The sequence below is a fragment of the Alkalibaculum bacchi genome, assembly GCF_937875145.1.
Taxonomy (GTDB): domain Bacteria; phylum Bacillota; class Clostridia; order Eubacteriales; family Alkalibacteraceae; genus Alkalibaculum; species Alkalibaculum bacchi_A.
Genome location: NZ_CALNCS010000073.1, coordinates 1 through 23,555, shown reverse-complemented (window position 1 = coordinate 23,555; position 23,555 = coordinate 1). Strand labels below are relative to the sequence as shown.

Below are 23,555 nucleotides of genomic sequence, written 5' to 3'. Positions count from 1 at the left end.
GAGGCGGTAAACAACTTGTCACCAGGTGGTACATTTCATGTCACTAGATGGTACAAAACATGTCAGAGGTGGTACATTTAGTTGGCTGTAATCAACAAGTACATCAGAAGAACAAACTGCTGATAATGAAAGAATGGACAAGAAAAACGACAAAAACGACAAAAACGACAAAAAAGACAAAAAAGACAAAAAAGACAACAAAGACAAAGTTGAAAAAATAAATAATGCAAATAAGAAAAATGATAATGCAAATAAGAAAAATGACAATGCAAATCAAAAATCAAACAATAATGCAGCAAAAGGAAACGGTAATAAAAACAAGAAATAGCCAAGTAAGTAAAGGCCGTATCTATGATAGATAGGGCCTTTACTGTAGTTTGCTCTGCATGGGGCATATAGGGACGGGTGGCTTCCTACTCCATATTAGTAGATAAAAGTCACCGCCCCAAAGTGTCTATACGATCCTTTTTTAATTCTCCCACTATTTTTATTTTACTCAAACTTATTATCTAATATATAAATTCTACATTATATCTATCTACTTGCTCTCTTATTGATGGGGATATGGGGCCGTCTGAGATAAGATAATCCATGTGGCTAAAAGGAATACTCTGATAAAAGGAGGGAACCCCAAATTTTGTACTATCGATAAGCACTACTTTTTCCTTTGCATATTTTACGTAAGCTCGTCTTACTATAGCTTCTTCTTCTGTATATTCCATAGCACCACTCTCGCAAAGAGATTTTCCAGACATTAAAGCTAGATCTGCGCGATAATGAGTAATAAAATCACTTGCAACTGCACCATTTATAGATGAACTTTTAGGATGGACTCTACCACCTACGCAAGTGACTTCAGCATTGGTATATTGAGATAATTGCTGAGCAGTAATGGTTCCATTCGTTAATATTTTTAGTCCCTTATATTCTTTTAAGAAAGGGACCATTTGTAATACTGTAGTACTTGAATCCATAAATAGAGTCATATCGTGATATACGAAATCTAAAGCAATTTTGGCAATGTATTTTTTCTTTTCGCTTTCACTTACTTTTCGAAAGTCATATGGCAAATCTACGGATTTGTTTTCTATATATGTAGCTCCGCCTCGGATACGTCGTATTAATCCCTCTTGAGACAATTCAGCTAGATCGCGCCTAATGGTGGCTGGACTGCTGTATAAAAGTTTGGTTAAGCCCTCAACAGAGAGGCTTTTCTTTGTTTTTAACAAGTCTAAAATTTTTTGTTTTCGTTCAAATGGTAACATATTATCCTCCATAATAATGATTGATTTTGAGTAAAGAATGTGAAAAATTTATCTTTATCTGTATAATCAGTTAAATGAATGCTCTGTAATGATTAATTTTGATTATTTATTGATTTTATCGCCATCCCTTTCATTATAATTCATAAGGTCGTACAATAAAAGCAAGAAAAAAATGATATACATAAAGGAGGAATTAGCAATGCCTATTGTAAATACAAAAGAGGTCTTGCAATATGCAAAAGAGAACAAATATGCACTTGGTGCCTTTAATGTGGCAAGTATAGAAGCCATAAGAGGTATTATTGCAGCCGCTGAAGAGGCAAACTCTCCTGTTATTATGGAATTTGCAGAAAGCCATTTAGGATTTGTGCCTTTAGACATAATAGGACCGGTTATGGTCAGGGAGGCTGAGAAGGCCACAGTACCTGTCGTCGTTCATTTTGATCATGGCAAAGACGTGGATTTAATCGCTCAGGCACTAGAGCTAGGCTTTTCATCTGTAATGATTGATGGTGCTGATTTGCCTTATGATGAAAACGTTGAACTGACGAAGAAAGTAGTTGCCTTAGCACATTCCTATGGTGCAACAGTGGAAGCAGAATTAGGAACTATGGGAAATCCAGAAACATCTGGTGAAACAAATGATGAGCTAATCCATTCAGAAGCTATTTATACAGACCCTAAAGTAGCGGCTGATTTTGTAGAAAAGACAAATGTAGATTTACTAGCCGTATCTTTTGGCACTGCACATGGCTTATATATTGCGAAACCAAAATTAGACTATAAAAGATTAGACGAAATAGCTAAATCTGTTTCTGTTCCTCTAGTTATGCATGGAGGTTCTGGATTATCAGAAGAGGAGTACAAGAAATCCATTTATTATGGTGTTACAAAGATCAATTATTACTCTGATCTAGCTCATAAAGTAGCTGTAAAAGCAAGAGAAAAGCTTAATGAAGCAGCTCAGAAAAATATAGATACATATTCTCACGATATTTCTCTATGGACCATAGATATCGTTAAAGAAGATGTAATGGACAAAATGCAGGTGTTTGGCAGTACTGGACAAGCAGAGAGGGGAATGTAAATGAAAACAAAAGCCGTAAGACTATATGGAAAAGAAGATGTGCGCTTAGAAGAGTTTGATTTACCTGAAATAAAAGAGGATGAAATCCTAGCTAAAGTAGTGGTAGATAGCATCTGTATGTCTACCTATAAATTAATCAAACAAGGTTCTGAACATAAAAGAGTTACCAGAGACCTATCAGACCACCCTACGATTATTGGTCATGAAATGTGTGGGGAGATATTAGAAGTAGGCTCAAAATGGCAGGAAAAACACCAACCTGGAAGTAAGTTTGTCATGCAGGTTAATCTTCCAAATCAATTGGAAACTCCTGGATATTCATATGAACATATTGGTGGAGATGCAACGTATATTATCATTCCTAGTGAAATTATGGATAAGGACTGCTTACTATCCTTTAAAGGAGATACCTATTATGAAGGTTCTCTAATTGAGCCGTTATCTTGTGTTATCTCTGCATTCAAAGCAAATTATCATGTATACGACGACGTAAAAGTTCATCATATGGGCATTAAAGAGAATGGAAATATGTTATTAACTGGAGCAACAGGGCCAATGGGATTATTAGCAGTAGACTTAGCTTTGCATGGTCCTAAAAAGCCAAAAAAACTAATTGTAACTGACATTGATGACAAAAAACTTGAGAGGGCTAGAAAATTATATACCTCTGAAGAAGTCGAAATTGAGTTCGTCAATACGGCAAATACTGAGGATCAAGAACAACTTCTCAGATCTTTTGTAAATGGAGGAGGATATGATGATATCTTTGTCTTTGCACCTGTTCCTTCTCTAGTGACATTAGGTTCTTCAATATTAAATATAGATGGCTGTTTGAACTTCTTTGCAGGTCCTTCTGATAAATCCTTAATGGCACCTATTAACATTTATGGCATCCATTACAATGATCATCATTATGTAGGTACATCTGGAGGAAATATACAAGATATGAAAGATGGTATAAAGCTCATTGAAGACAAAAAAGTTGATGTGTCTAAGATCGTAACTCATATTTTAGGCTTAAACGATGTAGCTTATGCCACCTTACATCAAACAGAAATAGGAGGTGGGAAAAAAATCGTATACACCCATAAAGATATGGCCCTAAAAGATATTAGCCAAGTAGAAAAGGATTCTGAATTAGGACGTATCTTAAGTAAAAATAACGGTGTTTGGTCAAAGGAAGCAGAAGAGTATATATTAGGTCACACAAAGGATATTTAGGGCTTTTGAGTGCAAGTTATAGAAAAATTATATTTGTGTAATAGTAATTAATATGTCTCTAGCTGATGGAGATACTGTTATTACAGAAACTGCTTCAGCTCCAAAAGAAGAGGCAAAAGTAGCGCCAAAGAGCAATCCAGTAGGTTTAAGCCTTGGAGATGCTGAACCAGAGACTGTTGAGATTGGTGTTCCTGCCATTTTATTCTCTAGAGTGATTACAGGACCTGCCTCAGTAGTAATTGCATATTTTGCAAGCTTCGGTTTATTCTAAAATATATTATATCAAACGAGACGAGACTTCTATGACGAAGTCTCGTCTCGTTTTTCAGCATAGAGGTCTGCTCAATTTACTGTCTATGCCATGATATAATGATAGAATTGGCAGGTGAAGAATCAGGCGAGAAATATTCTAAATTTTCAATTGTGCGCAAAGTACGTATTTACTACTATAATTGTATCAAATACCAATAACAACAACAAGACTATATTTCTCATGGAAATTATGCTAAAGTTATGTATATTGTTTTGGAGATGAATCTCCTGACAATCCTAAATAAGGAGTGATTCTCGCAATGGAAAATGAACCATCTGAGTTACATTTTGAAAAGAAGAGATTAGAAACAACCATAGCTTTAGCAAAGAAACAAATTCATGAAGCAAAATATAAAAACGAAGAAAATAAATCAGCCATTATTGCTGCAAAACAGGAACTACGTGAAAACACGGTCCACTCAATTTCCAATCTTTCAAGCAGTGAAGGATTTGAAGCTCTGGCTGAATTAAGTCAATATACAAATCCTATCACAGAAAAGGTCATGGACTATGAAAAAATAGAGAAGAAAATTGCTACTTTAGAAAAACTCATAAAATCTCCTTATTTTGCGCGAATTGACTTTAAATTTGATGATGAGGATGAATTTGAAAAGGTATATATTGGGCGTTCTTCCTTAATAGAAGATGATTCATATGAAATAATTGTCTACGATTGGAGATCGCCAATAGCAAGTGTCTTTTACCGCTTTGCATTAGGGAAAGCCTATTATGATGCACCTAGTGGGCGTATCACAGGAGAAGTGAATCTAAAACGAGAATATGAGATTGTAAATGGAGAATTAAAATACTTTTATGATGCAGAAGTTCAAATTGTAGACGAATTTTTAAAAAAACTATTGTCTCAAAATACTTCTAATCAAATGAAAGCTATTGTAGAAACAATACAGAAAGAACAAGATCTGGTCATAAGGGATATGGAAAACGAATTGATGATGGTACAAGGTGTAGCAGGAAGCGGTAAGACTTCTGTTGCTCTTCATAGGGCTGCATATCTTATGTATCAAGGATTGTCTAATACACTTTCATCTAATAATATTATGATCATTTCACCAAACTCCTTATTTGAGCAGTATATTTCTAGCGTACTGCCTGAGCTAGGAGAAGATAACGTAGCTTCTGCAGTATTTGAAGAGATGCTTTCTGAAATTCTTCAAAATGAGCATATACAGCCAAGAAGCGAATTTTTAGAAAGCATTATCTCAAGCTCAAAATATGGAGCTCTTATAAAGAGCAGTATGGAATTTAAAATGTCTCTTGAGTTTTTAGAAATATTAAATAGTTTTATATCCGATTTAGCTTATCAATGGATTGAGTTTGAAGATGTCTATTATAAAAACAAATGCATCGTAAAGAAGGAAATACTACGAGATAAAATATCAGGAAGAAAAGAAACTCCTATAGGGATGAAATTAGAGCAATTAGAAGAGTATATTTTAGATCTAATATCTGAATCTAAGAAAAAGCCACTTGGCAAATTAGAAGTATTTCATATTAAAAATGATATACAAAGATTCACCAAGCTTAATATTAAAAATTTATACCGAAAATTCATCAACAATAAAGAATACTTTTATCACATGGCGAAAGATATTGAGCTGCCTGACGATATTGAAAAGATTTTGAGGTTTACAGCGGAAAATCTAAATATTCCTTACTTATGCTATGACGATGCAGCTGTTCTTGCTTATTTACATCTAAAGATATATGGCTCTAGAGAATATATAAACATAAAACAAGTAGTCATCGATGAAGCACAAGATTACTATCCGCTTCATTATGAAATATTTCATTTATTGTTTAAGCATTGTAAGTTTACGATATTAGGAGATATCAATCAAACCCTTGAAAAGAAAGAAGACTTATCTTTATATGAACAAATTCAAAAGATTCTAGATAAGAAAAAAGCATCTTTGATTACGATGAACAAGAGTTTTCGTTGCACCAATGAGATTTTGAATTATAGTTCAAAATTCATTGATCACGATTTAGAGATAAAGAGTTTTAACAGAGACGGAGAAGAACCAAAAGTTTATACATCGGATGATGCATCTTCTTTTAATCATAAGATCATTTCAGAAGTGCAGTTGTGTTTAGAGGAAGGTTATGAAACCATCGGCTTAATCTGTAAAACAGCCCAAAATGCTGACTTGTTATATGAGTCTTTAAAAGATAAAACAAATCTTAAATTAATAAAAAGTGGGGATGTAGTAGATTTACATGGCGTGAATATTATACCTGTTTATATGTCAAAAGGCCTTGAATTTGATGCTGTCTTAATCTGTGATGCAGATAGTAAAAATTATCAAAGTGAAGACGATAAAAAACTCCTATACATTGCCTGCACAAGAGCCCTTCACAGGCTTAATTTGTTTTGTAGGGGAGAAGCAAGTCCTTTATTATAATTTATATTGCAATCTAATAACAATATAATATTGAAAATGACATAAAGAGTATTTTGTGATAATATACAAAGCAAAATAGATACAAAAGAATTTATAGATAAGGGTGAAAATTATATGAAATTAGGTATTGTTGGCACAGGTCCTATTGTGCGTGAGTTTTTAGATGCATTAAAAGATTTTGAACAAATTGAATTCACTGCGATTTGCTCAAGAAATCCCAATACTGCGCTTGAATTGTCAGAGACGTGGAATATCCCATACAAGTATTGCAGTTACAAAGAGATGCTAGAAAACAAAGAAATTGATACGATCTATGTTGCCTTGCCAAATAGCCTTCACTTTCAATACAGTTTAGAGGCTTTAGAGCACCATAAGCACGTTATATGTGAAAAACCCTTCACTACAACCGTAGAGGAGGCATATGCTCTAAAAAAAGCTGCAATAAATCATAATGTAATGATTTTTGAAGCGATAACCACAAGGCATTTATCAAATTACAAATCCGTAAAGAGGAATTTAGATAAACTAGGCAAAATAAAGATCGTACAACTAGATTTTATACAGTATTCAAGTAGGTACGATTTATTTAAAAGTGGGGAGACGCCAAATGTCTTTAATCCTGTATACTATGGTGGTGCATTAGCTGATTTAAATATTTATAATATTCATTTTGCCGTAGGATTATTTGGAAGGCCAAAAGAAGTCCACTATTTTCCGAATATGGTTAGAGGAATTGACACTTCAGGAATTCTTATTATGGAATACGAAGACTTTAAGTGCGCCTGTGTTGCTGCAAAAGATTGTCACGGAAAACCGTCCATCCGAATACAAGGTGATTTAGGTGAAATCTATATACCATCATCTGCAAATAGTTGTGATGGATATACGTTAACTTGTAGTGGAGAGCCTTCTTATATTGATGAAAATCAGTGGAAAAGTCGATTAGTAGAAGAATTCTTAGATTTTGACAAGATGATTCAAGAAAAGGATTATACATCTTGTTACGAACTATTAGACATAAGCATAGAGGTAGTAGAAGTTTTTGAAAAAGCAAGAGCAGTTGCAGGGCTTAAGTACGGAAAAGACAACTAAATATAAGAAAAGGAATTTGCCATAGAAATTTTATTGGCAAATTCTTTTTTGCAAATAATCATTAAGCTAAATAAAAAGATTGATTTTACTATAATAATTATTTTTTACCGATGCGTACCCTCCACACATCAGGACCTTTATCTAAATATTCCCACTCAAATTGATCTGTATATTCCGCTGAAAATTGATAATAAAGGGGAAGTGGGTCGTGGTCATTTGTTAACTCCATACTTTCACCTGGTTTTAAACTATGATACGTTTCAAAAATAATTCTATGCTTATCTTTTGCTTCATACTTACGTGCATCTACCTGAGCAACAAACATCATCATACCTCCTAATTAGTTTGTATTAGTATTACCTATTTTTCTTTTGTAATGCTTATCTATGAAAGTAATATAAATTAATTTGGTGGCTTTAGAAAGTGAAGATGATTGAGAGGAAATTGCTTATTAATTTGTTTGCAAGTATATTACTAGGGGTAAATTTATAAAATGTGTAAGAAAAAGTAGGAGTCTAGTGATGGGTTCCTTTATGTTTTATATTTTAAATAAGTGCAAGGATGATATACAACAATCATGGGGGTATTTAGATGAATAAAACATGGCATAAATTTTTTGTTTTAGGAGAAAGTGAAATTCCTGAAGTAAGAAAAGAGATACGGGACTCTTGGTTTAGAAGTAGAAATAATGATGTAGATGTTTACTTATATGGTTGATTTGTTTAATATTATCAAGAAAACTGGTTTTATGATCACATTGATAGATAACAATGGAATTATTTTAGATACCTATATCACACCAAATATATTGGGTAAAACTAAAATAAATCTGGTTAATCTAAGTGAAAAAAAAGTAGGGACAAATGCTATGGGAACTTGCCTCTACTTAGACAAACCAATTGAAACATGGGGGTGGGAAAATGCCTATGCAGATTTTCATGATTTTACTACTTCCGCCTCACCAATTCATGATATTAATGGTAAGTTGATTGGTTGTATTGGAATTACTGGTTATGCAGATACTTTTTCACAACACACTTTAGCTATGGTAATGGCCATTAGCCATACTATTGAAAATCAATTAAAGCTATCAGTAATAAATAATTCAAAAGACTCTTTTGATCATTACTCTAGTATTATCCATCAATCTGTATCAGATGCAATTATACTAACAAATGAGTTTGGAAATATTGATGTTTTGAATAAAGCGGCAGAAAGCTTATTTTCTGTTTCGGAAAAAGAATTAATAGGAAAGAAGTTTGATGATATTGTATCCTATACAGATAGTTTTTGGAAATATTTAAAGAAAAATGAGGGTTTTTATCAAAAAGATGTTTTATTAGACTTCGGGAATGGAGCTATGGAATGTAAAATTTCTCTTACTCATCTTAAAGCAGAAGGGAAAATAAATGGCAGGATATATATTATAAAAAAGGTCAAAGATTCTAGGATAAATAGATCTTATCGCGAAGACAAAAGATTGTATTCATTTGATGATATCATAGGAGAATCCACACAAATAAAAGAAGCCATTGAACATGCAAAAATTGCTTCAAAAAGACATTCCAATGTTTTGTTGATGGGAGAAAGTGGAACTGGAAAAGAACTTTTTGCTCAGGCAATACACAATTATAGTAGTAGAAGAGATCAACCTTTTGTAGCCTTGAATTGTGATGCATTACCCTTAAGTTTAGTTGAAAGTGAATTATTTGGTTATGAAGGAGGCGCTTTTACTGGGGCTAAAAAACAAGGGCAACCAGGTAAATTTGAACTTGCAGATGGAGGAACAATATTTCTTGATGAGATAGGGGAGATGCCATTATCTATTCAAGCTTCTTTACTGAGAGTTATACAAGATATGGAGATTACTCGAGTTGGTGGAAATAAAAAGAAAAAAGTGGATGTTATGATAATATCTGCAACTAACAAAAATCTTATAGAAGAAGTACAAAAAAATAACTTTAGATTAGATTTATTTTATAGACTTAATGTATTTAATATAACAATTAGCCCTTTGCGAGAGAGAAAAGAAGACATAGTATATCTAGTTAAATATTTTATAAATAAATATAATAAGAAGTTTTTATTAAACATTCAAGGAATTGAGGATGAGGTATTAGATCTTTTCATGCATTATCATTGGTTAGGTAATGTGAGAGAACTAGAAAACGTTTTAGAAAGGGCAGTTCAAGTTACAGCTAAAAATTATTTAACGATTAAAGATATACCCATTTATCTTAAGGAAAATCTAACAAATAAAAAAAGCAACTCTGATTTACCCCTTATAGAAAATAGAGAAAAGGATGTTATTGTGAAAACATTAAAAGAGACAAAGGGCAATATAAAAGAAGCTTCTAAAATCTTGGGAATAGGGCGATCTACTCTGTATAGAAAGTTGTCAAAATACTTATTAAATATAGAAGATTATAGAAATAATAATGAGTTTAATATTTGAAAAGGCATTGAATGATAATGAGACATGCGCCGTGACACATGTCTCATTATAGAACATAAAGGTCAATATATCAAAGAAGAAACTCCTTGAAAGTTGAGAAAGAACGGAATATAAATAGTTGGCATGAAAATTGCTTGTTATTTAATGAACAACAATAATTATATAAAATGAGAGGAGAAATACAAATGACATTTGAAAAATTATTTAGTCCGATAAAAATTCGAGGAATGGAACTAAGAAATAGAATCGTTTTCCCTGCAATGGGAACAAAGATGGCTACTGAAGATCGTTTTGTTACACAAAAACTTATAAATTATCACGTGGCTAGAGCAGAAGGTGGCAATGGTTTAAATATGGTAGAGGTAGCTTCAGTGCATACTCCTTCTGCCCCAAAAAAGTTTATTTCGATTAGTGAAGATAAATATATTCCTGGATTAAAAAAGCTTGTTGATGGGATACATCAGGGAGGAGCGAAGGCAGGCATTCAATTATGGCAAGGTGGATTAGCAGTAGCAGGTGACCCTGAAGCAATGATTGTTGTTCCTAGTGATTTACCTATTAAAGGAACAGAACATACGATACCAGCTGCATCAAAGGAGACTATTAAAGAAATTGTAGAGGCTTTTGGCAAAGCAGCTAAAAGAGCTGTTGAGGCTGGATTTGATTGCATTGAATTTCATGCGGCTCATAACTATACTCCTCATTCTTTCTTAAGTCCTGCATTAAATCATAGGACAGATGAATATGGAGGTTCTTTTGAAAACAGAGCTCGCTATCTTTTGGAGAGTATAGAGGCCATTAGAAGTAATATACCCGAAGAGATGCCTTTATTTATGAGAATAGATGCGCATGATGATTATCTAGAAAACGGTTTAACTATTGAGGATGTAATTAGGTTTTGTAAATTAGCAAAAGAAGCCGGGGTAGATGTTTTGGACGTATCCCGTGGAAATATTATCACTGCAGGAATAAAATATGAAGTTCCTCCTATTGATATTCCGAGAGGTTTTAATGTTGAGAATGCAAGTAAGATTAGACAAGAAACTGGTATGATAACAATTGCTGTTGGAAGAATCAATGACCCAGCTCAAGCAGAGAAAATTCTTGAAGAAGAAAAGGCAGATATGGTAGTAATGGGCAGAGCTCAATTAGCAGATCCAGAATTTTGTAATAAAGCCCAAAATAATGATGTAGAGTCCATAATCAAATGTGTTGGATGTAATCAAGGATGCTATGATGGTTTTGTGTCTACAGAAATGCCACATATTACCTGTTTGAGGAACCCGACTCTAGGTTTAGAAGAAGAAAATAAGTTAGTACCTACGAATCATCCAAAGAAAGTATTAATAGCTGGAGCAGGAATTGGCGGTCTTGAGGTAGCAATTACACTTAAAAAACGTGGACATAATCCTATAATATGTGAATCAAGTGAAAGACTAGGTGGCCAATTTATGATAGCAGGAATGGCTCCAAGAAAAGAAGAAATGAAAGATGCAGTATTATCTATGGGTAAACAAGCAGAAAAAGCGGGTATCGAAATACGTCTTTCTACTCCAGTTACAGAAGATTTAATTAAAGAAATAGCACCAGATGAAGTGATTGTTGCAATAGGTGCTTCTCCATTAAAATTAAACGTACCAGGCGGAGACTTATATAATGTAGTAAGCTCCCATGAAGTTCTCATGGGAAAACCAGTAGATGGTAAGGGTGTAGTTGTAGTTGGTGGAGGCTTAGTAGGCCTTGAAGTAGCAGAACATCTAGCAGAGAAAGGAAAAGAAGTAACCGTTCTAGAGATGCTTGATGAGATAGGGAAAGATCTAGGACAATTGAGAAAGATAGCTGTTAATGAGAGTATATACGAAGCAGGAATCAAAACAATGGTAAATACAAAGTGTCTTGAAATAAAAGAAGATAGAGTTATTGTTGAAAAGGATGGAGAAAAAACAGAAATAGAATGTGATAATGTAGTAATAGCAATTGGCTCAAGATCTAATAATAGTGAAAATATTATTCTTACTTGTAAAGAGCTTAATATACCTTACCATATTATTGGGGATGCTTGTAAAGCAAGAAGAGCACTTAATGCAGTAGCAGAAGCAAATGAAGTAGCAAGACAAATATAGAGCCTTATTAACGTAATTAAAGCTAGTCTGTGTATAGAATTGACACAGACTAGCTTTTTCATGATGGTGGGAGAAGAATGATATTTTTAGCAATATCCAAGGCAAGACTTTCCGTAAGGGGTTTTTGTCCCTTTTTATTCTACTCTCCCTTGTAAAACCAAGGTGTGGCTATAAAATTATACAATTTATTAGTAAAAAGAAGAATAAAGACATAGCTAATATAATTATTGAGAAAAATACTGACTATGTGATACAAACATTACTGGAAGTGGTTTGGATTTTCACTAAATATTGAGCATGCATGACATCAAGAAATCATGTATAATAGAGTATGGTTAAGTATAAAAAGAAAAGGTAGAGAAAAAATGGATAAAAAGGTCAAAATAACAAATCCCAAATACCAACAGATTGCAGCAGATGTCGCAGCAAAGATTGTAAATAATCAATATAAAGTAGGGGATAAAATATTTGCTCGATCTGCATTAGCAAGTCAGTATGGTGTATCTGCAGAGACAGCTAGAAGGGCCATATGTGTATTATCGGATATGCAAATCGTAAAAGCAACAAAAGGTAGCGGTGTTGTGATAACTTCACGTGAAAATGCCGTCTACTTTGTACGACATCATAAAGATATCGATACAGTAACATCATTAAAAAATAAAGTTGTTAAAACAATAGAAGGACAGCAAAAAGAAAATGAATATCTTATAGAGCAGATTAATCTGCTTGTCGATAAAGTCAGCCGTTTTAATCGGATCAATCCTTTTATACCCTATGAAATAGAGTTAAATGGTGATAGCAATTATTTAGGACAAAATCTATCGGAGATTAATCTATGGCACAGTACTTCTGCCACGATTGTCGGGATACGAAGAGAAGATACCTTAATCATGTCACCAGGCCCATATGCTACTGTAAATGAAGGTGATATCTTATACTTTGTAGGGGCCGACAATGCTTTTGAGAATGTAAAAAGTCTGTTTTATAATAAAAAATAGCAACATGCAGCGAAAGCTGCTATTTTTTATGGGGTAGGAAAGTTCTCGCTTTTATGAAATTTATAAATATACAATTATTTCAACATTATGGTCAACATGGTGACCTATAAGATTTTAATTAGAACGAAAGCGCCGAAGGCGCTTTTTTGTTTGTGAGGAATGTTAACCTTGAAGTACTTTACTCAAAGCTGCAGGTTTGATCTACAAACGAAATGCAGTATGCAGATGAAGACGTAGTAGTGATTAAATCTATACTAATGAAAGCTAATGATAAACTGAAGATATGGCAACAATGGAGCTCCAGTCCGATTCTATGAGAGTGCATAAACAGGATTAACTATCCTATTTCTAGTTACCCAATTTGGTTTTTAATAATGAGAAAAAGCTTTTATGACAAATGAATAATAAAAAATCAAGAAATATTCTTATAAATAAAGTAGTATTCTAAGCTAGCTTATAAAATGAATTTGTATATGGTTCTTGACGGATAAAAGAATTTATGCTAAAGTAACAACTGTAAATAAAAAGCAAGATGTTGCTTTTGAAAAATTGAAGGGAGGGGTATCTTGACGGTAGAAGTTGAAGTAAAAAATTTATATAAAATATTTGGTCCTTCGCCCAATAAGATATTTCCATTAATAGACAAAGGAATGACAAAAAGCGAAATTTTAGAAAAAACTGGATATGGACTTGGCGTATCTAATGTGAGTTTTCAAGTTCAGCGAGGTGAAGTCTTCGTTATTATGGGATTATCAGGTAGTGGGAAATCCACGCTCATTCGATGCCTCAATCGTCTTATCGAACCGAGTAAGGGGGAAATATGGATTGATGGAAAGAATATTGTTTCCATGAATAAAGAAGAACTTATGGAAGTACGAAGAAAGAAAGTTGCAATGATATTTCAAAACTTCGCATTACTTCCTCATCGGACGATTTTGGATAATGTCGCTTTCGGTCTGCAAATTCAAAATGTTGAACTAAACAAAAGACATGAAAAAGCCAAAAGCGCATTAGAGCTTGTTGGTCTCAAAGGATATGAACATTCTTATCCAAGTGAATTAAGTGGGGGAATGCAACAAAGGGTTGGTCTCGCTAGAGCATTGGCTACTGATGCAGATATTCTACTTATGGACGAAGCCTTCAGTGCATTGGATCCATTGATTCGAAAAGAAATGCAAGATGAGTTAGTATCTTTGCAGGAAAGAATGCAAAAGACCATCATCTTTATAACACATGATCTAGACGAGGCACTTAAAATAGGTGATCGTATTGCTATCATGAAAGATGGCGTTATTGTTCAAACAGGAACTCCAGAACAAATTTTAAATAATCCAGCCGATGATTATGTAAAAGAGTTTGTTCAAGATGTTAATAGAGCACGTGTAGTAACAGCTGCATCTATAATGAAAAAAGCGGATGTAGTAGTTACTGAAAGAGATGGCTTGCGACTGGCTGTTAAAAAAATGAACGATGCTTCTATATCCAGTATTTTTGTAGTAGATAAAGGGCGTCATATTAAAGGAATTATCACTGCGGAAAAAGCACTAGAAGCTCTCAAAGCAAACAATAATAAGCTTGAAGATGTTGTGGATACAAATGTAAAAACCGTATCTTTAGATAAAGCTATTGAGGAAATACTACCTCATTTTATGGAATCTCCTTATCCCATTGTAGTGGTAGATGACGATAATCGTATGTTGGGTATTATTTTTAAGATTTCTGTACTAGCAGGAATTTTAGGAGGGGGTGGTGACAGTGATTAATTTACCTATAGGTGAGGTAGTTGAAGTAGCAATTGATTGGATGACAAAAAATCTTAGCGATTTTTTTGATATAATAAAACTGATATTATTGGGAGTACTTAATTTATTTGAAGGAATATTTAATGGTATTCTTGGACTTATTGTTCTTATTTGTTGGTTGAGGGTAGGAAAAAAAGAAAGTATTCTTGCAGCCATAGGTCTTTGTTTGATTTATGGCATGAATCTTTGGAGCGAGACTATGGAAACACTAGCTTTAGTTTTAACGGCAACTTTTATTGCGTTAGCCATAGGAATTCCTCTAGGAATATGGATGGCTAGAAGTGATAAACTTGATCAAATAGTTCGCCCCATACTAGATTTTATGCAGACAATGCCTGCTTTTGTTTACTTAATACCTGCAGTATATTTCTTTGATCTTGGACAAGTACCTGGTGCAGTTGCAACGGTTATATTTGCGATGCCTCCTGTTGTTAGACTTACGAGCCTGGGAATACGACAAGTATCTGAAGATGTCATCGAAGCCTCGGATTCTTTTGGAGCCACTTACAAGCAAAAACTATTTCAAGTACAAATACCCTTGGCAATGCCAACCATATTAGCTGGATTAAACCAAACGATTATGCTTTCCTTGTCTATGGTTGTTATATCTTCAATGATTGGTGGCGGTGGCCTTGGTAATGTTGTGCTTAGGGGTATTACGCAGATGAAGGTTGGAGAAGGTTTTGAGGGAGGCCTAGCAGTGGTCATATTGGCAATGATACTTGACAGAGTAACACAATCTCTAGGCAAAGAAAAGTAGAGTTTTTATAGACTAATATGTCTATTAGAATAAAAAATGAAAGGAAGATTTAATGCGTTTTAAAAAATTTGCAATATTGTTATTAGTAACTTTTATGATTGTAGGAGCTTTTGCTGGATGTGCAAAGGATGGTGACGGGTCCGATAATAATGGAACCGTTAAACTAGGTGTGGTAAACTGGGCTGAGGGAATTGCCATGACCAATTTAGTAACAGCAGTTCTAGAAGATCATATGAATTATGAGGTGGATATTACCGTAGCTGATGTGGCACCAATATTTACATCAGTGGCCAGCGGTAATACAGATGCATTCTTAGACGTATGGTTACCAGTTACTCATGAAAGCTATATGGAAGAGTATGGTGATAATTTAGTTGATTTGGGTATAAACAACGGAAATGCGAGAATAGGCTTAGTTGTACCAGAATATGTAGAAGTAGATAGTATAGAAGAACTAAATGATAATGCAGAAATATTTGATAAGAAAATCATCGGCATTGATGCTGGAGCAGGTATCATGAGTTCGACGGAAAAAGCTATTGATGAATATGATTTGGATTTTGAACTTATTACTAGCAGTGAAGCGGCTATGACAGCATCATTATCAAAAGCAATTGACGAAAAAACTCCTGTAGTAGTGACAGGATGGACGCCTCACTGGAAGTTTGCTGATTTTGATTTAAAATTTTTAGAAGATTCTAAAGGAGTATATGGAAAAACAGAAGAAATACATACCATTGCTCGTACAGGACTAGAGGAAGATATGCCTGAAGTGTACTCTTTCTTAGAAAAGTTTTCTTTAACAGATGAGCAACTAAGTGAATTAATGGGTGCTATAGAAGAAGGAAGCAATGAATTAGAATCTGCAAGAACATGGATGAATGCTAATGAAGAAGTAGTAACTCAATGGTTAAAGTAATAATAATCACTAATTTATATTAAATATTTAAAAAGTAAACAGTTAATGCTGTTTACTTTTTTTATTGGCGTTTCACTTAATTATATTTATAGAATGGCGATATTATTAGTAAAATATATTATATGTAATGAGGAGGATTCTGAAAATGATTAGACAATTAGCAAACGGTGAGTTAGATGAACAAGTACTAGAAATTGAAGACGTTATTGACATTGAATTATTGCAAAAGTTTCAAGACAATTTTGCAATAGGGATGAATATTGCCAGCGTGACAGTAAATAAAGAAGGGGATCCGGTAACGAAACCAAGTTCATACACAAGTTTTTGCATAGACTTTACTCAATCCACTAAAGTTGGAAACGATAGATGTGCATTATCACATAAAAAAGGTGGCGAAGAGGCTGCTAGGACTGGTAAACCATATATTTATAGTTGCCATGCCGGATTAATAGATTTTGCAGCACCCATTCTTGTAAATGGACATTTGATTGGAACCATTTTGGGCGGGCAAGTTTTAACCTCTACTCCTGAAGAATCAAGATATAGAAATACAGCCGTTGAAATAGGAGTAGATGCAGATCAATATGCCGATGCCGTGAAAGATGTATATATGACGAATGAAAAAAATGTGACCGCAGCTGCTGAAGTATTATACATTGTAGCAAATGCACTTTCAAAAATAGGATATGAACAATTAAAATTAAGCAATATGTCCCAATCTCTTTCAGATAAGTTCAGTCAAATATCTGCGACTATGGAAGAACTTAGTGCCTCATCAGTAAACGTAACAGCGAATCAACATACGCTAAATGATGAGATTAACAATGTGAAAACTGTTTCTATTGAGATTTATACAATACTAGATTTAATAAAAAATATTGCAGATCAAACAAAAATGTTAGGACTTAACGCAGCTATAGAAGCAGCTAGGGCAGGTGACGCTGGTAGAGGTTTTGGTGTAGTAGCTACTGAGATTAGAAACTTATCCGAAAACTCAAGAAAAACAGCTGATAAAATAGCGGAACTTACAAAAAATATCCAAGATTCCACAGATAAAACCATTGAAACATCTAATTCTACGTTAGACACTACGCAACAGCAATCAGCAGCGATACAAGAAGTCACTGCGAATTTAACGGAAGTGAGTTATTTAGCCGCTCATTTAAATAATATGACAAATGAAGATTAAAGTACTTATTACAGTTTACAACTGATACCAGCATAACAAAAAGAAAGCCTTGCTTAACAAAAGTATGATATAGGGGCAGTAATTTTCTCTTATGGATTTAAGGAGAGAAAGTTAACTGTCCCTATATACATACTTACTTTTTAACTTATGCACTACATTATTCATTTCAAGGCTTCTAATTGTAAGCTTTATAACATAGATTAGTAGTTTCATATATTATGAAACTATAAGGTGAATTAAATTGTTTCAAGAATAAAGTTCTCTATTTACAGAAGTTCCATACCTTTTATTATCAGCTTAAAGTTGAGGTTTAAATATTCTGCTGCCCTTCTACATAGTATCATTCTGCCTAGGAATATTTCAAAATAATCCATAACGGCACCAAACTTTGTATCTATTGTCAACTCAAGTCTTATTTGCTTTTTATATATGTTTGTATTTCTTCATTTTGTTTTATATCGTTAAATGTTATCATGCTAACCTCTTCTGATTTTTTATTTTGATATAATCGTATTATTTTAAGGTGGTAATTGCTTTCTTGCATTTTCTCACAAAGTGTAATAATGTGCAAGAATGTTTGTTAAAATGTGCTAGCATATTAGAGCGTATAGGATAACAACAATAAAAAACTAAGGAGTATCTTATATGAGCACAGTAAGTTTTGAAAAAATTTGAAGTATTCGGCCTTACTTTTCATTTATGAGAGTTCTATACGGATTTATTTATTATGGAAAGAGATTTCCAAAAAGAATACAAGCTCTATGAAAGATCATATGAATCAGAGATAAGATGTATGTATTCCATAGAAAAGTAGACCTTAAAGGCAATAGTTTGTATAATATAATAGGGACATATTGTAAAAAAATCTATTTAGATAAATTCTCTCATCATCATGCAAAAATACTGGGAGAAAAGTCCTTAATGAATCTATAAAATAGAGAGGAAGTTAAAATGAGCAATAAAAATAAAAAGCGAATACTATGTTACGGTGATTCTAATACTTTTGGGTTTACTCCTCTTACTGGAAGAAGGTATTCTAAGAAAGAACGGTGGACAGGTATACTACAGCAATTATTAGGACCTGATAATAAAATTATTGAAGAAGGTTTATGTGGCAGAACTACAGTTTTTGATGATCCCTTTGATAGTAATCGAAACGGAAGAAAAATGCTTATTCCATCTATGCAATCTCACGATCCATTAGATTTAATTATCATTATGCTTGGAAGCAATGATATGAAAAAGATTTTCAATATAGGACCTTCTGAAATCGCAAGAGGGGCAGGGGCATTAGCCCAAATAGCTATTGACTGGACAAGAGAAAAAAGTAATACAAATACACCAGTAAAAATACTACTTGTTTCGCCAATACATATAAACAAAACAATAGTAGTATCTCCATTTGGTGAAGAATTTGGATATTTAGAATCCTTTGAGAAATCTTTGCAGTTAGCACCACAATTTCAAATGATTGCAGAAGAACTAGGTGTAGAATTTATGGATGCTGCATTATCAGCCAAACCATCGGAAGAAGATGGACTACATCTGACAAAAGAAGGGCATAAAAACTTAGCCAATGCCTTTGCAAAGAAAATTAAGGAAATATTAGGATAAAATTTTTATTATGTTAATCTATTGCAGTCATCAATGGAAAAAAGAATAGAGTGCATTAAAAAGATACATAATACTTTTAGTATTCAAATAACATACTGAGGTGATATGTATGAAAAAACTACTTTATATTATTGCAAATTCGAAGGCTGAAGAACAGTCTTCAAGTAGGACAGTTAGTAGAGCGTTAGTCAATACGATCTTAGAGAAAGATCAAACGGTGCAATTGGAGGAACTAAATCTGTACGAAGAACACGTTCCTCAATTAAAAGGCTGCTATTTTCAAAGTAGAAGCACCATTGTTAGTTCAGAGGCAAGAAATAAGCTTACTACAGAGGAGCAAAAGGAGGTTGAAAAAATAGAAGATCTTTGTGATCAATTTAAGGCAGCTGATATTTATGTTCTAGCAGCGCCAATGTGGAGCTTATCATTTCCAGCTCCAGTAAAGGAATATCTAGATTGTATTATACAGTCTGGAAAGACAATTACCTTTGAAGGCAACAAACCACATGGCCTTATGAATGATAAGAAAAGAGTATTTATTTATGTTCAATCTTCTGGTGGCAATATTCCGTGGATACTAAAATCAGCTCTTTCTAAAGGTTTAAACTATGTTGAGGATATTATGAAATTTATTGGGATCAATACCTTTGATGAATTATTGGTAGATGGCACAGGAACAACAGAAGAAGAACGCCAAAACGCAATAAAAACTGCTGCAGAAAAAATACCGCATCTAGTTGAAAAACTGTTTTAGATTATTAGCGCTATTACGAGTATTTGTATTTAAGTTTAAATCAAACAATTTATGATGAAATAGCCCATAGAACACCTTTTACTAGAAATCATTTTCCGTTTTTTAAACCGACGAGTTAATTGACGCCGGTTTTTTAACTTTACAGTTAAATGCTTAAAAATTTATTAAAATATTTTTAAAAATTCTCAAAAATAACCAGATAGTTTATCAAATAACAAATTAGTGAAACATATTTTCAAAGGGATAAAAGTTGTCAAGCCTTTATCTACCTTGCTTGTACGAATATTTGTTTTTAAATTGTCCATTTGTAAAGGATGAATCTGCTGAATAAAAACATTTTTCTCTAAACTTGTCTAAAATTGAGGTTGAGACCTTATATCCATTGAATTACAAGGGATAACGCCGCCTTTGACATTAGTTTATATAATAGTTGAGTTTTAAAAAATTGTAAAAAAGATTGTTATTTTCTTTTCAGTTGACTTTATAAAAACGTTAATATATACTAGTTTCGAGGTCAAAAACTGATATTTAGCGCTAAAATATCGATAATAGTTTTTAGATGGTTTTAGATAATGGTTTTAAATGAATACCAAATGTATTTATTATAATACTTTAAGGGGGCATATTAATGTCAGAGAAAAAGATTAAAGAAGAAAAAGTAGTAGTAGACAACGGGTTGGTAAACAGTGTTGAGACATTAAAAGCAAAAATTGCAGAAGTAAAAGAAGCTCAAAGAATATTTTCAACTTATACTCAAGAGCAAGTTGATGCAATATTCTTAGCAACAGCTACAGCAGCTACCCAACAAAGAATTCCTTTAGCAAAAATGGCAGTAGAAGACACTGGCATGGGTCTAATCGAAGACAAAGTAATCAAAAATCATTTTGCTTCAGAGTACATATACAATGCATATAAGAATACTCAAACTGTTGGCGTTATTGAAGAAGATAAAGCCTTTGGTTTCAAAAAGATTATTGAGCCAATTGGTGTTTTAGCAGCTGTTATACCTACAACAAATCCGACATCAACAGCTATTTTTAAATGCCTAATAGCTTTAAAAACTAGAAACGGTATCATCTTCTCTCCACATCCAGGTGCTAAAAAATGTACTATTGCAGCGGTAAAAGTTTGTTTAGATGCAGCTGTTGCAGCTGGTGCTCCAAAAGGAATTATAGCATGGATCGATGAACCATCTATCGACTTATCAGTAGAAGTTATGAAAGATGCAGATATGGTACTTGCAACAGGCGGTCCTGGAATGGTTAAATCAGCTTATTCATCTGGAAAACCAGCTGTAGGTGTAGGTAATGGTAATACTCCTGCATTAATTGATGACAGTGCAGATTATCTTATGGCAGTTAGCTCAATTATAGTTTCTAAAACATTCGACAATGGTACAATTTGTGCTTCTGAACAATCTGCAGTTATTGTAAGCAGCGTTTATGATAAATGTATTAAAGAGTTCGCTTATAGAGGCTGCTACATAATGAATAATGAGGAAAAAGAAAAGGTAAGAAAAGTTATCTTAAACGCTAATGGCGGTATCAATGCAAAAATCGTTGGTAGAAGCCCTTATCAAATAGCGAAATTAGCTGGATTTGAGTGTCCAAAAGAAGCAAAAATCCTTATTGGAGAAGTAACAGAAGTAGATGTTACACTTGAACCATTTGCACATGAAAAACTTTCTACTATACTTGCTATATACAAAGGAAACAACTTCGATCAAGCTTTAGATATCGTAGATCGACTTGTAACTGACGGTGGAATAGGACACACTTCTGTAATTTACGCTGATCCTGTAAAAGCTACTGATAAAATAAAGAAATTTGAAGAAAGAATTAAAACATGTCGTATTTTAATTAATACTCCTTCTTCTCATGGCGGTATTGGTGACCTTTATAACTTTAGACTTCTTCCATCATTAACACTAGGCTGCGGAACTTGGGCAGGTAACTCCGTATCTGAAAACGTTGGAATAAAAGATTTAATAAATGTTAAAACCGTCGCTGAGAGGAGAGAAAATATGCTTTGGTTAAGAACTCCTGAAAAGGTTTACTTCAAGAAAGGTTCTACACCTGTAGCCCTTGCTGAATTAAAAGATATATACAAATCTAAAAAGGTATTTATTGTAACAGATACATTCTTATATAAGAGTGGGGCCACTAAAGCAGTTACAGATCAATTAGATGACTATGGTATTACTCATACTACATTCTATGATGTAGCTCCAGATCCAACTTTAGCGACTGCAAACAAAGGCGTCGCAGCTATGAGAGCTTTTGAACCAGATTGTATTATTGCAATCGGTGGTGGTTCTGCTATGGATGCTGCTAAGATTATGTGGATTATGTACGAACATCCAGAAGCTGAATTTACTGATTTAGCAATGAGATTTATGGATATTAGAAAGAGAGTATACACATTCCCTAAGATGGGCGAAAAAGCTATCCTGATTTGTATCGCAACAACATCTGGTACTGGTTCAGAAGTAACTCCATTTGCTATCATTACTGATGAAAAAACACAAATTAAATACTCATTAGCTGACTATAATATATTACCAACAATAGCAATAAGTGATGCTGACAATATGATGAACCAACCAAAAGGCTTAACAGCTGCTTCTGGTATCGACGTATTGACTCATGCAGTAGAAGCTTATGTTTCAACATATGCTACTGACTACACAAATGGCTTTGCTTTAACAGCAGCAAAATTAGTATTTGAATATTTACCAAGAGCATACAAATATGGCGCAGATGACATTGAAGCTCGTGAAAAAATGGCTAATGCATCTACACTTGCCGCTCTTGCCTTCGCGAATGCATTCCTAGGTGTTAATCACTCTTTGGCACATAAATTAGGAGCAAACTTCCATGTACCACATGGTATTGCAAATGCATTAGTAATGACAAATGTTATGAAATACAATGCTACAGAAGCTCCAAAAATGGCTACTTTCTCTCAATACAAGTATCCTCAAGCATTAAAACGCTATGCTGAAGTTGCTGCATATGTAGGAATATCAGGCAAGACCGATCAAGAAAAATTTGATGGTTTAGTAGCAAAAATAGAAGAATTAAAAGCAACTATCAATATTCCTAAGTCTATTAAAGAATTCGGAGTAGACGAAAAAGAATTCATGGCTAAAGTTGATGCAATGGCTGAACAAGCATTTGATGATCAATGTACAGGTGCAAACCCAAGATACCCACTCATCAGCGAACTTAAAGAATTATATATTCAATCATTTAAATAAAACATATCTAAAAGACGCTAGGTTAAATACCTAGCGTCTTTTAGGCGTATGAGGGTAAAAAAATATGAAAAAAGAAAAATAGTAAGTATATTTAGACCGTAGAAGATGGTGGGCACTGTGAAATATGGATAGACTATAATACGCAATATGGTGATAAAGTAGATAGCTTTCTGACAGGTATCATTACTTTTTAGAAGAATCGGGATTATATTTTAATATGATCCCGATTTTTGTTGTAGGCTTTAGCCTGTTGAGCCCTTAAGGGCGAAACATAAAACCACC

At 33.6% G+C, this 23,555-nt stretch carries 19 protein-coding genes; 17 read left to right on the top strand and 2 right to left on the bottom strand.

Features of this window, described 5'->3' with window-relative positions; genetic code table 11:
- Positions 1 to 133: 133 nt before the first annotated feature.
- The gene (locus Q7P22_RS05140) at positions 134 to 328 is read left to right on the top strand and encodes a hypothetical protein (protein WP_303861506.1); all 195 of its coding nucleotides are present in this window, start codon (positions 134 to 136) and stop codon (positions 326 to 328) included.
- A gap of 181 nt (positions 329 to 509) precedes the next feature.
- Here Q7P22_RS05140 and Q7P22_RS05135 read toward each other — a convergent pair whose 3' ends face one another.
- A complete protein-coding gene (locus tag Q7P22_RS05135; RefSeq protein WP_303861504.1) occupies positions 510 to 1,265 on the bottom strand; it encodes a DeoR/GlpR family DNA-binding transcription regulator in 756 nt (251 codons plus the stop codon).
- Between the two features lie 199 nt (positions 1,266 to 1,464).
- Between Q7P22_RS05135 and Q7P22_RS05130 the strand changes: the two genes are divergently transcribed.
- The 5 genes from Q7P22_RS05130 (at position 1,465) to Q7P22_RS05110 (ending at position 7,400) form a co-directional block, all read left to right on the top strand.
- Entirely contained in the window at positions 1,465 to 2,352 is an 888-nt protein-coding gene (locus Q7P22_RS05130) for a class II fructose-bisphosphate aldolase (RefSeq protein WP_303861501.1), read from the top strand.
- The gene (locus Q7P22_RS05125) at positions 2,353 to 3,573 is read left to right on the top strand and encodes a zinc-binding dehydrogenase (protein WP_303861498.1); all 1,221 of its coding nucleotides are present in this window, start codon (positions 2,353 to 2,355) and stop codon (positions 3,571 to 3,573) included. It abuts the gene before it with no gap.
- A gap of 52 nt (positions 3,574 to 3,625) precedes the next feature.
- Positions 3,626 to 3,844 (top strand): hypothetical protein, encoded by a 219-nt coding sequence (locus Q7P22_RS05120; protein WP_278278698.1) that lies wholly within the window; start codon positions 3,626 to 3,628, stop codon positions 3,842 to 3,844.
- A 301-nt stretch (positions 3,845 to 4,145) separates the two neighbouring features.
- Positions 4,146 to 6,308, top strand: a complete 2,163-nt coding sequence (locus tag Q7P22_RS05115; RefSeq protein ID WP_303861490.1) for a 3'-5' exonuclease — start codon at positions 4,146 to 4,148, stop codon at positions 6,306 to 6,308.
- A 114-nt stretch (positions 6,309 to 6,422) separates the two neighbouring features.
- On the top strand, positions 6,423 to 7,400 hold the full coding sequence (locus Q7P22_RS05110) for a Gfo/Idh/MocA family protein (RefSeq protein WP_303861487.1): 978 nt from the start codon (positions 6,423 to 6,425) through the stop codon (positions 7,398 to 7,400).
- A 97-nt stretch (positions 7,401 to 7,497) separates the two neighbouring features.
- Here Q7P22_RS05110 and Q7P22_RS05105 read toward each other — a convergent pair whose 3' ends face one another.
- The gene (locus tag Q7P22_RS05105) at positions 7,498 to 7,731 is read right to left on the bottom strand and encodes a DUF2249 domain-containing protein (protein ID WP_303861485.1); all 234 of its coding nucleotides are present in this window, start codon (positions 7,729 to 7,731) and stop codon (positions 7,498 to 7,500) included.
- A 260-nt stretch (positions 7,732 to 7,991) separates the two neighbouring features.
- Here Q7P22_RS05105 and Q7P22_RS05100 point away from each other — a divergent pair, with 260 nt between their 5' ends.
- The 11 genes from Q7P22_RS05100 to adhE all read left to right on the top strand — a co-directional run bounded on the left by Q7P22_RS05100 (position 7,992) and on the right by adhE (position 23,273).
- Positions 7,992 to 8,117: a hypothetical protein gene (locus Q7P22_RS05100; RefSeq protein WP_303861482.1), complete on the top strand. Its 126-nt coding sequence runs from the start codon at positions 7,992 to 7,994 to the stop codon at positions 8,115 to 8,117.
- A complete protein-coding gene (locus tag Q7P22_RS05095) occupies positions 8,110 to 9,855 on the top strand; it encodes a sigma-54-dependent Fis family transcriptional regulator (protein WP_303861479.1) in 1,746 nt (581 codons plus the stop codon). The genes Q7P22_RS05100 and Q7P22_RS05095 overlap by 8 nt, the downstream gene beginning before the upstream one ends.
- Positions 9,856 to 10,040: 185 nt before the next feature.
- Positions 10,041 to 11,978, top strand: a complete 1,938-nt coding sequence (locus Q7P22_RS05090; protein WP_303861476.1) for an FAD-dependent oxidoreductase — start codon at positions 10,041 to 10,043, stop codon at positions 11,976 to 11,978.
- Positions 11,979 to 12,295: 317 nt separating this feature from the next.
- Positions 12,296 to 12,976 (top strand): TrkA C-terminal domain-containing protein, encoded by a 681-nt coding sequence (locus Q7P22_RS05085; protein ID WP_369695493.1) that lies wholly within the window; start codon positions 12,296 to 12,298, stop codon positions 12,974 to 12,976.
- Positions 12,977 to 13,542: 566 nt separating this feature from the next.
- Positions 13,543 to 14,739, top strand: coding sequence for a glycine betaine/L-proline ABC transporter ATP-binding protein (locus Q7P22_RS05080; RefSeq protein ID WP_303861473.1), 1,197 nt, complete (start codon positions 13,543 to 13,545; stop codon positions 14,737 to 14,739).
- Complete coding sequence (locus Q7P22_RS05075) at positions 14,732 to 15,538, top strand: proline/glycine betaine ABC transporter permease (protein ID WP_303861508.1); 807 nt, start codon at positions 14,732 to 14,734, stop codon at positions 15,536 to 15,538. The genes Q7P22_RS05080 and Q7P22_RS05075 overlap by 8 nt, the downstream gene beginning before the upstream one ends.
- A gap of 52 nt (positions 15,539 to 15,590) precedes the next feature.
- Positions 15,591 to 16,457 carry a glycine betaine ABC transporter substrate-binding protein gene (locus Q7P22_RS05070; protein WP_303861471.1) on the top strand — a complete coding sequence of 289 codons (867 nt, stop codon included), beginning with the start codon at positions 15,591 to 15,593 and terminating at the stop codon, positions 16,455 to 16,457.
- Positions 16,458 to 16,602: 145 nt separating this feature from the next.
- On the top strand, positions 16,603 to 17,646 hold the full coding sequence (locus Q7P22_RS05065; protein ID WP_303861469.1) for a PocR ligand-binding domain-containing protein: 1,044 nt from the start codon (positions 16,603 to 16,605) through the stop codon (positions 17,644 to 17,646).
- 951 nt (positions 17,647 to 18,597) lie between these two features.
- Positions 18,598 to 19,260 carry an SGNH/GDSL hydrolase family protein gene (locus tag Q7P22_RS05060; RefSeq protein ID WP_303861465.1) on the top strand — a complete coding sequence of 221 codons (663 nt, stop codon included), beginning with the start codon at positions 18,598 to 18,600 and terminating at the stop codon, positions 19,258 to 19,260.
- A 109-nt stretch (positions 19,261 to 19,369) separates the two neighbouring features.
- Positions 19,370 to 20,014 carry an FMN-dependent NADH-azoreductase gene (locus Q7P22_RS05055; protein WP_303861462.1) on the top strand — a complete coding sequence of 215 codons (645 nt, stop codon included), beginning with the start codon at positions 19,370 to 19,372 and terminating at the stop codon, positions 20,012 to 20,014.
- 628 nt (positions 20,015 to 20,642) lie between these two features.
- Entirely contained in the window at positions 20,643 to 23,273 is a 2,631-nt protein-coding gene (gene adhE, locus Q7P22_RS05050) for a bifunctional acetaldehyde-CoA/alcohol dehydrogenase (RefSeq protein ID WP_303861459.1), read from the top strand.
- Positions 23,274 to 23,555: the final 282 nt, after the last annotated feature.

What these genes read in the sequence shown, in the direction of transcription:
- Q7P22_RS05120 (WP_278278698.1), top strand. Translation starts at nt 3,626, where the DNA reads ATGTCTCTAGCTGATGGAGATACTGTTATTACAGAAACTGCTTCAGCT.
- Q7P22_RS05095 (WP_303861479.1), top strand. Translation starts at nt 8,110, where the DNA reads ATGGTTGATTTGTTTAATATTATCAAGAAAACTGGTTTTATGATCACA.
- Q7P22_RS05140 (WP_303861506.1), top strand. Translation starts at nt 134, where the DNA reads ATGGACAAGAAAAACGACAAAAACGACAAAAACGACAAAAAAGACAAA.
- Q7P22_RS05070 (WP_303861471.1), top strand. Translation starts at nt 15,591, where the DNA reads ATGCGTTTTAAAAAATTTGCAATATTGTTATTAGTAACTTTTATGATT.
- Q7P22_RS05085 (WP_369695493.1), top strand. Translation starts at nt 12,296, where the DNA reads ATGTATAATAGAGTATGGTTAAGTATAAAAAGAAAAGGTAGAGAAAAA.
- adhE (WP_303861459.1), top strand. Translation starts at nt 20,643, where the DNA reads ATGTCAGAGAAAAAGATTAAAGAAGAAAAAGTAGTAGTAGACAACGGG.
- Q7P22_RS05135 (WP_303861504.1), bottom strand. Translation starts at nt 1,265, where the DNA reads ATGTTACCATTTGAACGAAAACAAAAAATTTTAGACTTGTTAAAAACA.
- Q7P22_RS05065 (WP_303861469.1), top strand. Translation starts at nt 16,603, where the DNA reads ATGATTAGACAATTAGCAAACGGTGAGTTAGATGAACAAGTACTAGAA.
- Q7P22_RS05125 (WP_303861498.1), top strand. Translation starts at nt 2,353, where the DNA reads ATGAAAACAAAAGCCGTAAGACTATATGGAAAAGAAGATGTGCGCTTA.
- Q7P22_RS05090 (WP_303861476.1), top strand. Translation starts at nt 10,041, where the DNA reads ATGACATTTGAAAAATTATTTAGTCCGATAAAAATTCGAGGAATGGAA.
- Q7P22_RS05105 (WP_303861485.1), bottom strand. Translation starts at nt 7,731, where the DNA reads ATGATGATGTTTGTTGCTCAGGTAGATGCACGTAAGTATGAAGCAAAA.
- Q7P22_RS05055 (WP_303861462.1), top strand. Translation starts at nt 19,370, where the DNA reads ATGAAAAAACTACTTTATATTATTGCAAATTCGAAGGCTGAAGAACAG.
- Q7P22_RS05130 (WP_303861501.1), top strand. Translation starts at nt 1,465, where the DNA reads ATGCCTATTGTAAATACAAAAGAGGTCTTGCAATATGCAAAAGAGAAC.
- Q7P22_RS05115 (WP_303861490.1), top strand. Translation starts at nt 4,146, where the DNA reads ATGGAAAATGAACCATCTGAGTTACATTTTGAAAAGAAGAGATTAGAA.
- Q7P22_RS05060 (WP_303861465.1), top strand. Translation starts at nt 18,598, where the DNA reads ATGAGCAATAAAAATAAAAAGCGAATACTATGTTACGGTGATTCTAAT.
- Q7P22_RS05100 (WP_303861482.1), top strand. Translation starts at nt 7,992, where the DNA reads ATGAATAAAACATGGCATAAATTTTTTGTTTTAGGAGAAAGTGAAATT.
- Q7P22_RS05110 (WP_303861487.1), top strand. Translation starts at nt 6,423, where the DNA reads ATGAAATTAGGTATTGTTGGCACAGGTCCTATTGTGCGTGAGTTTTTA.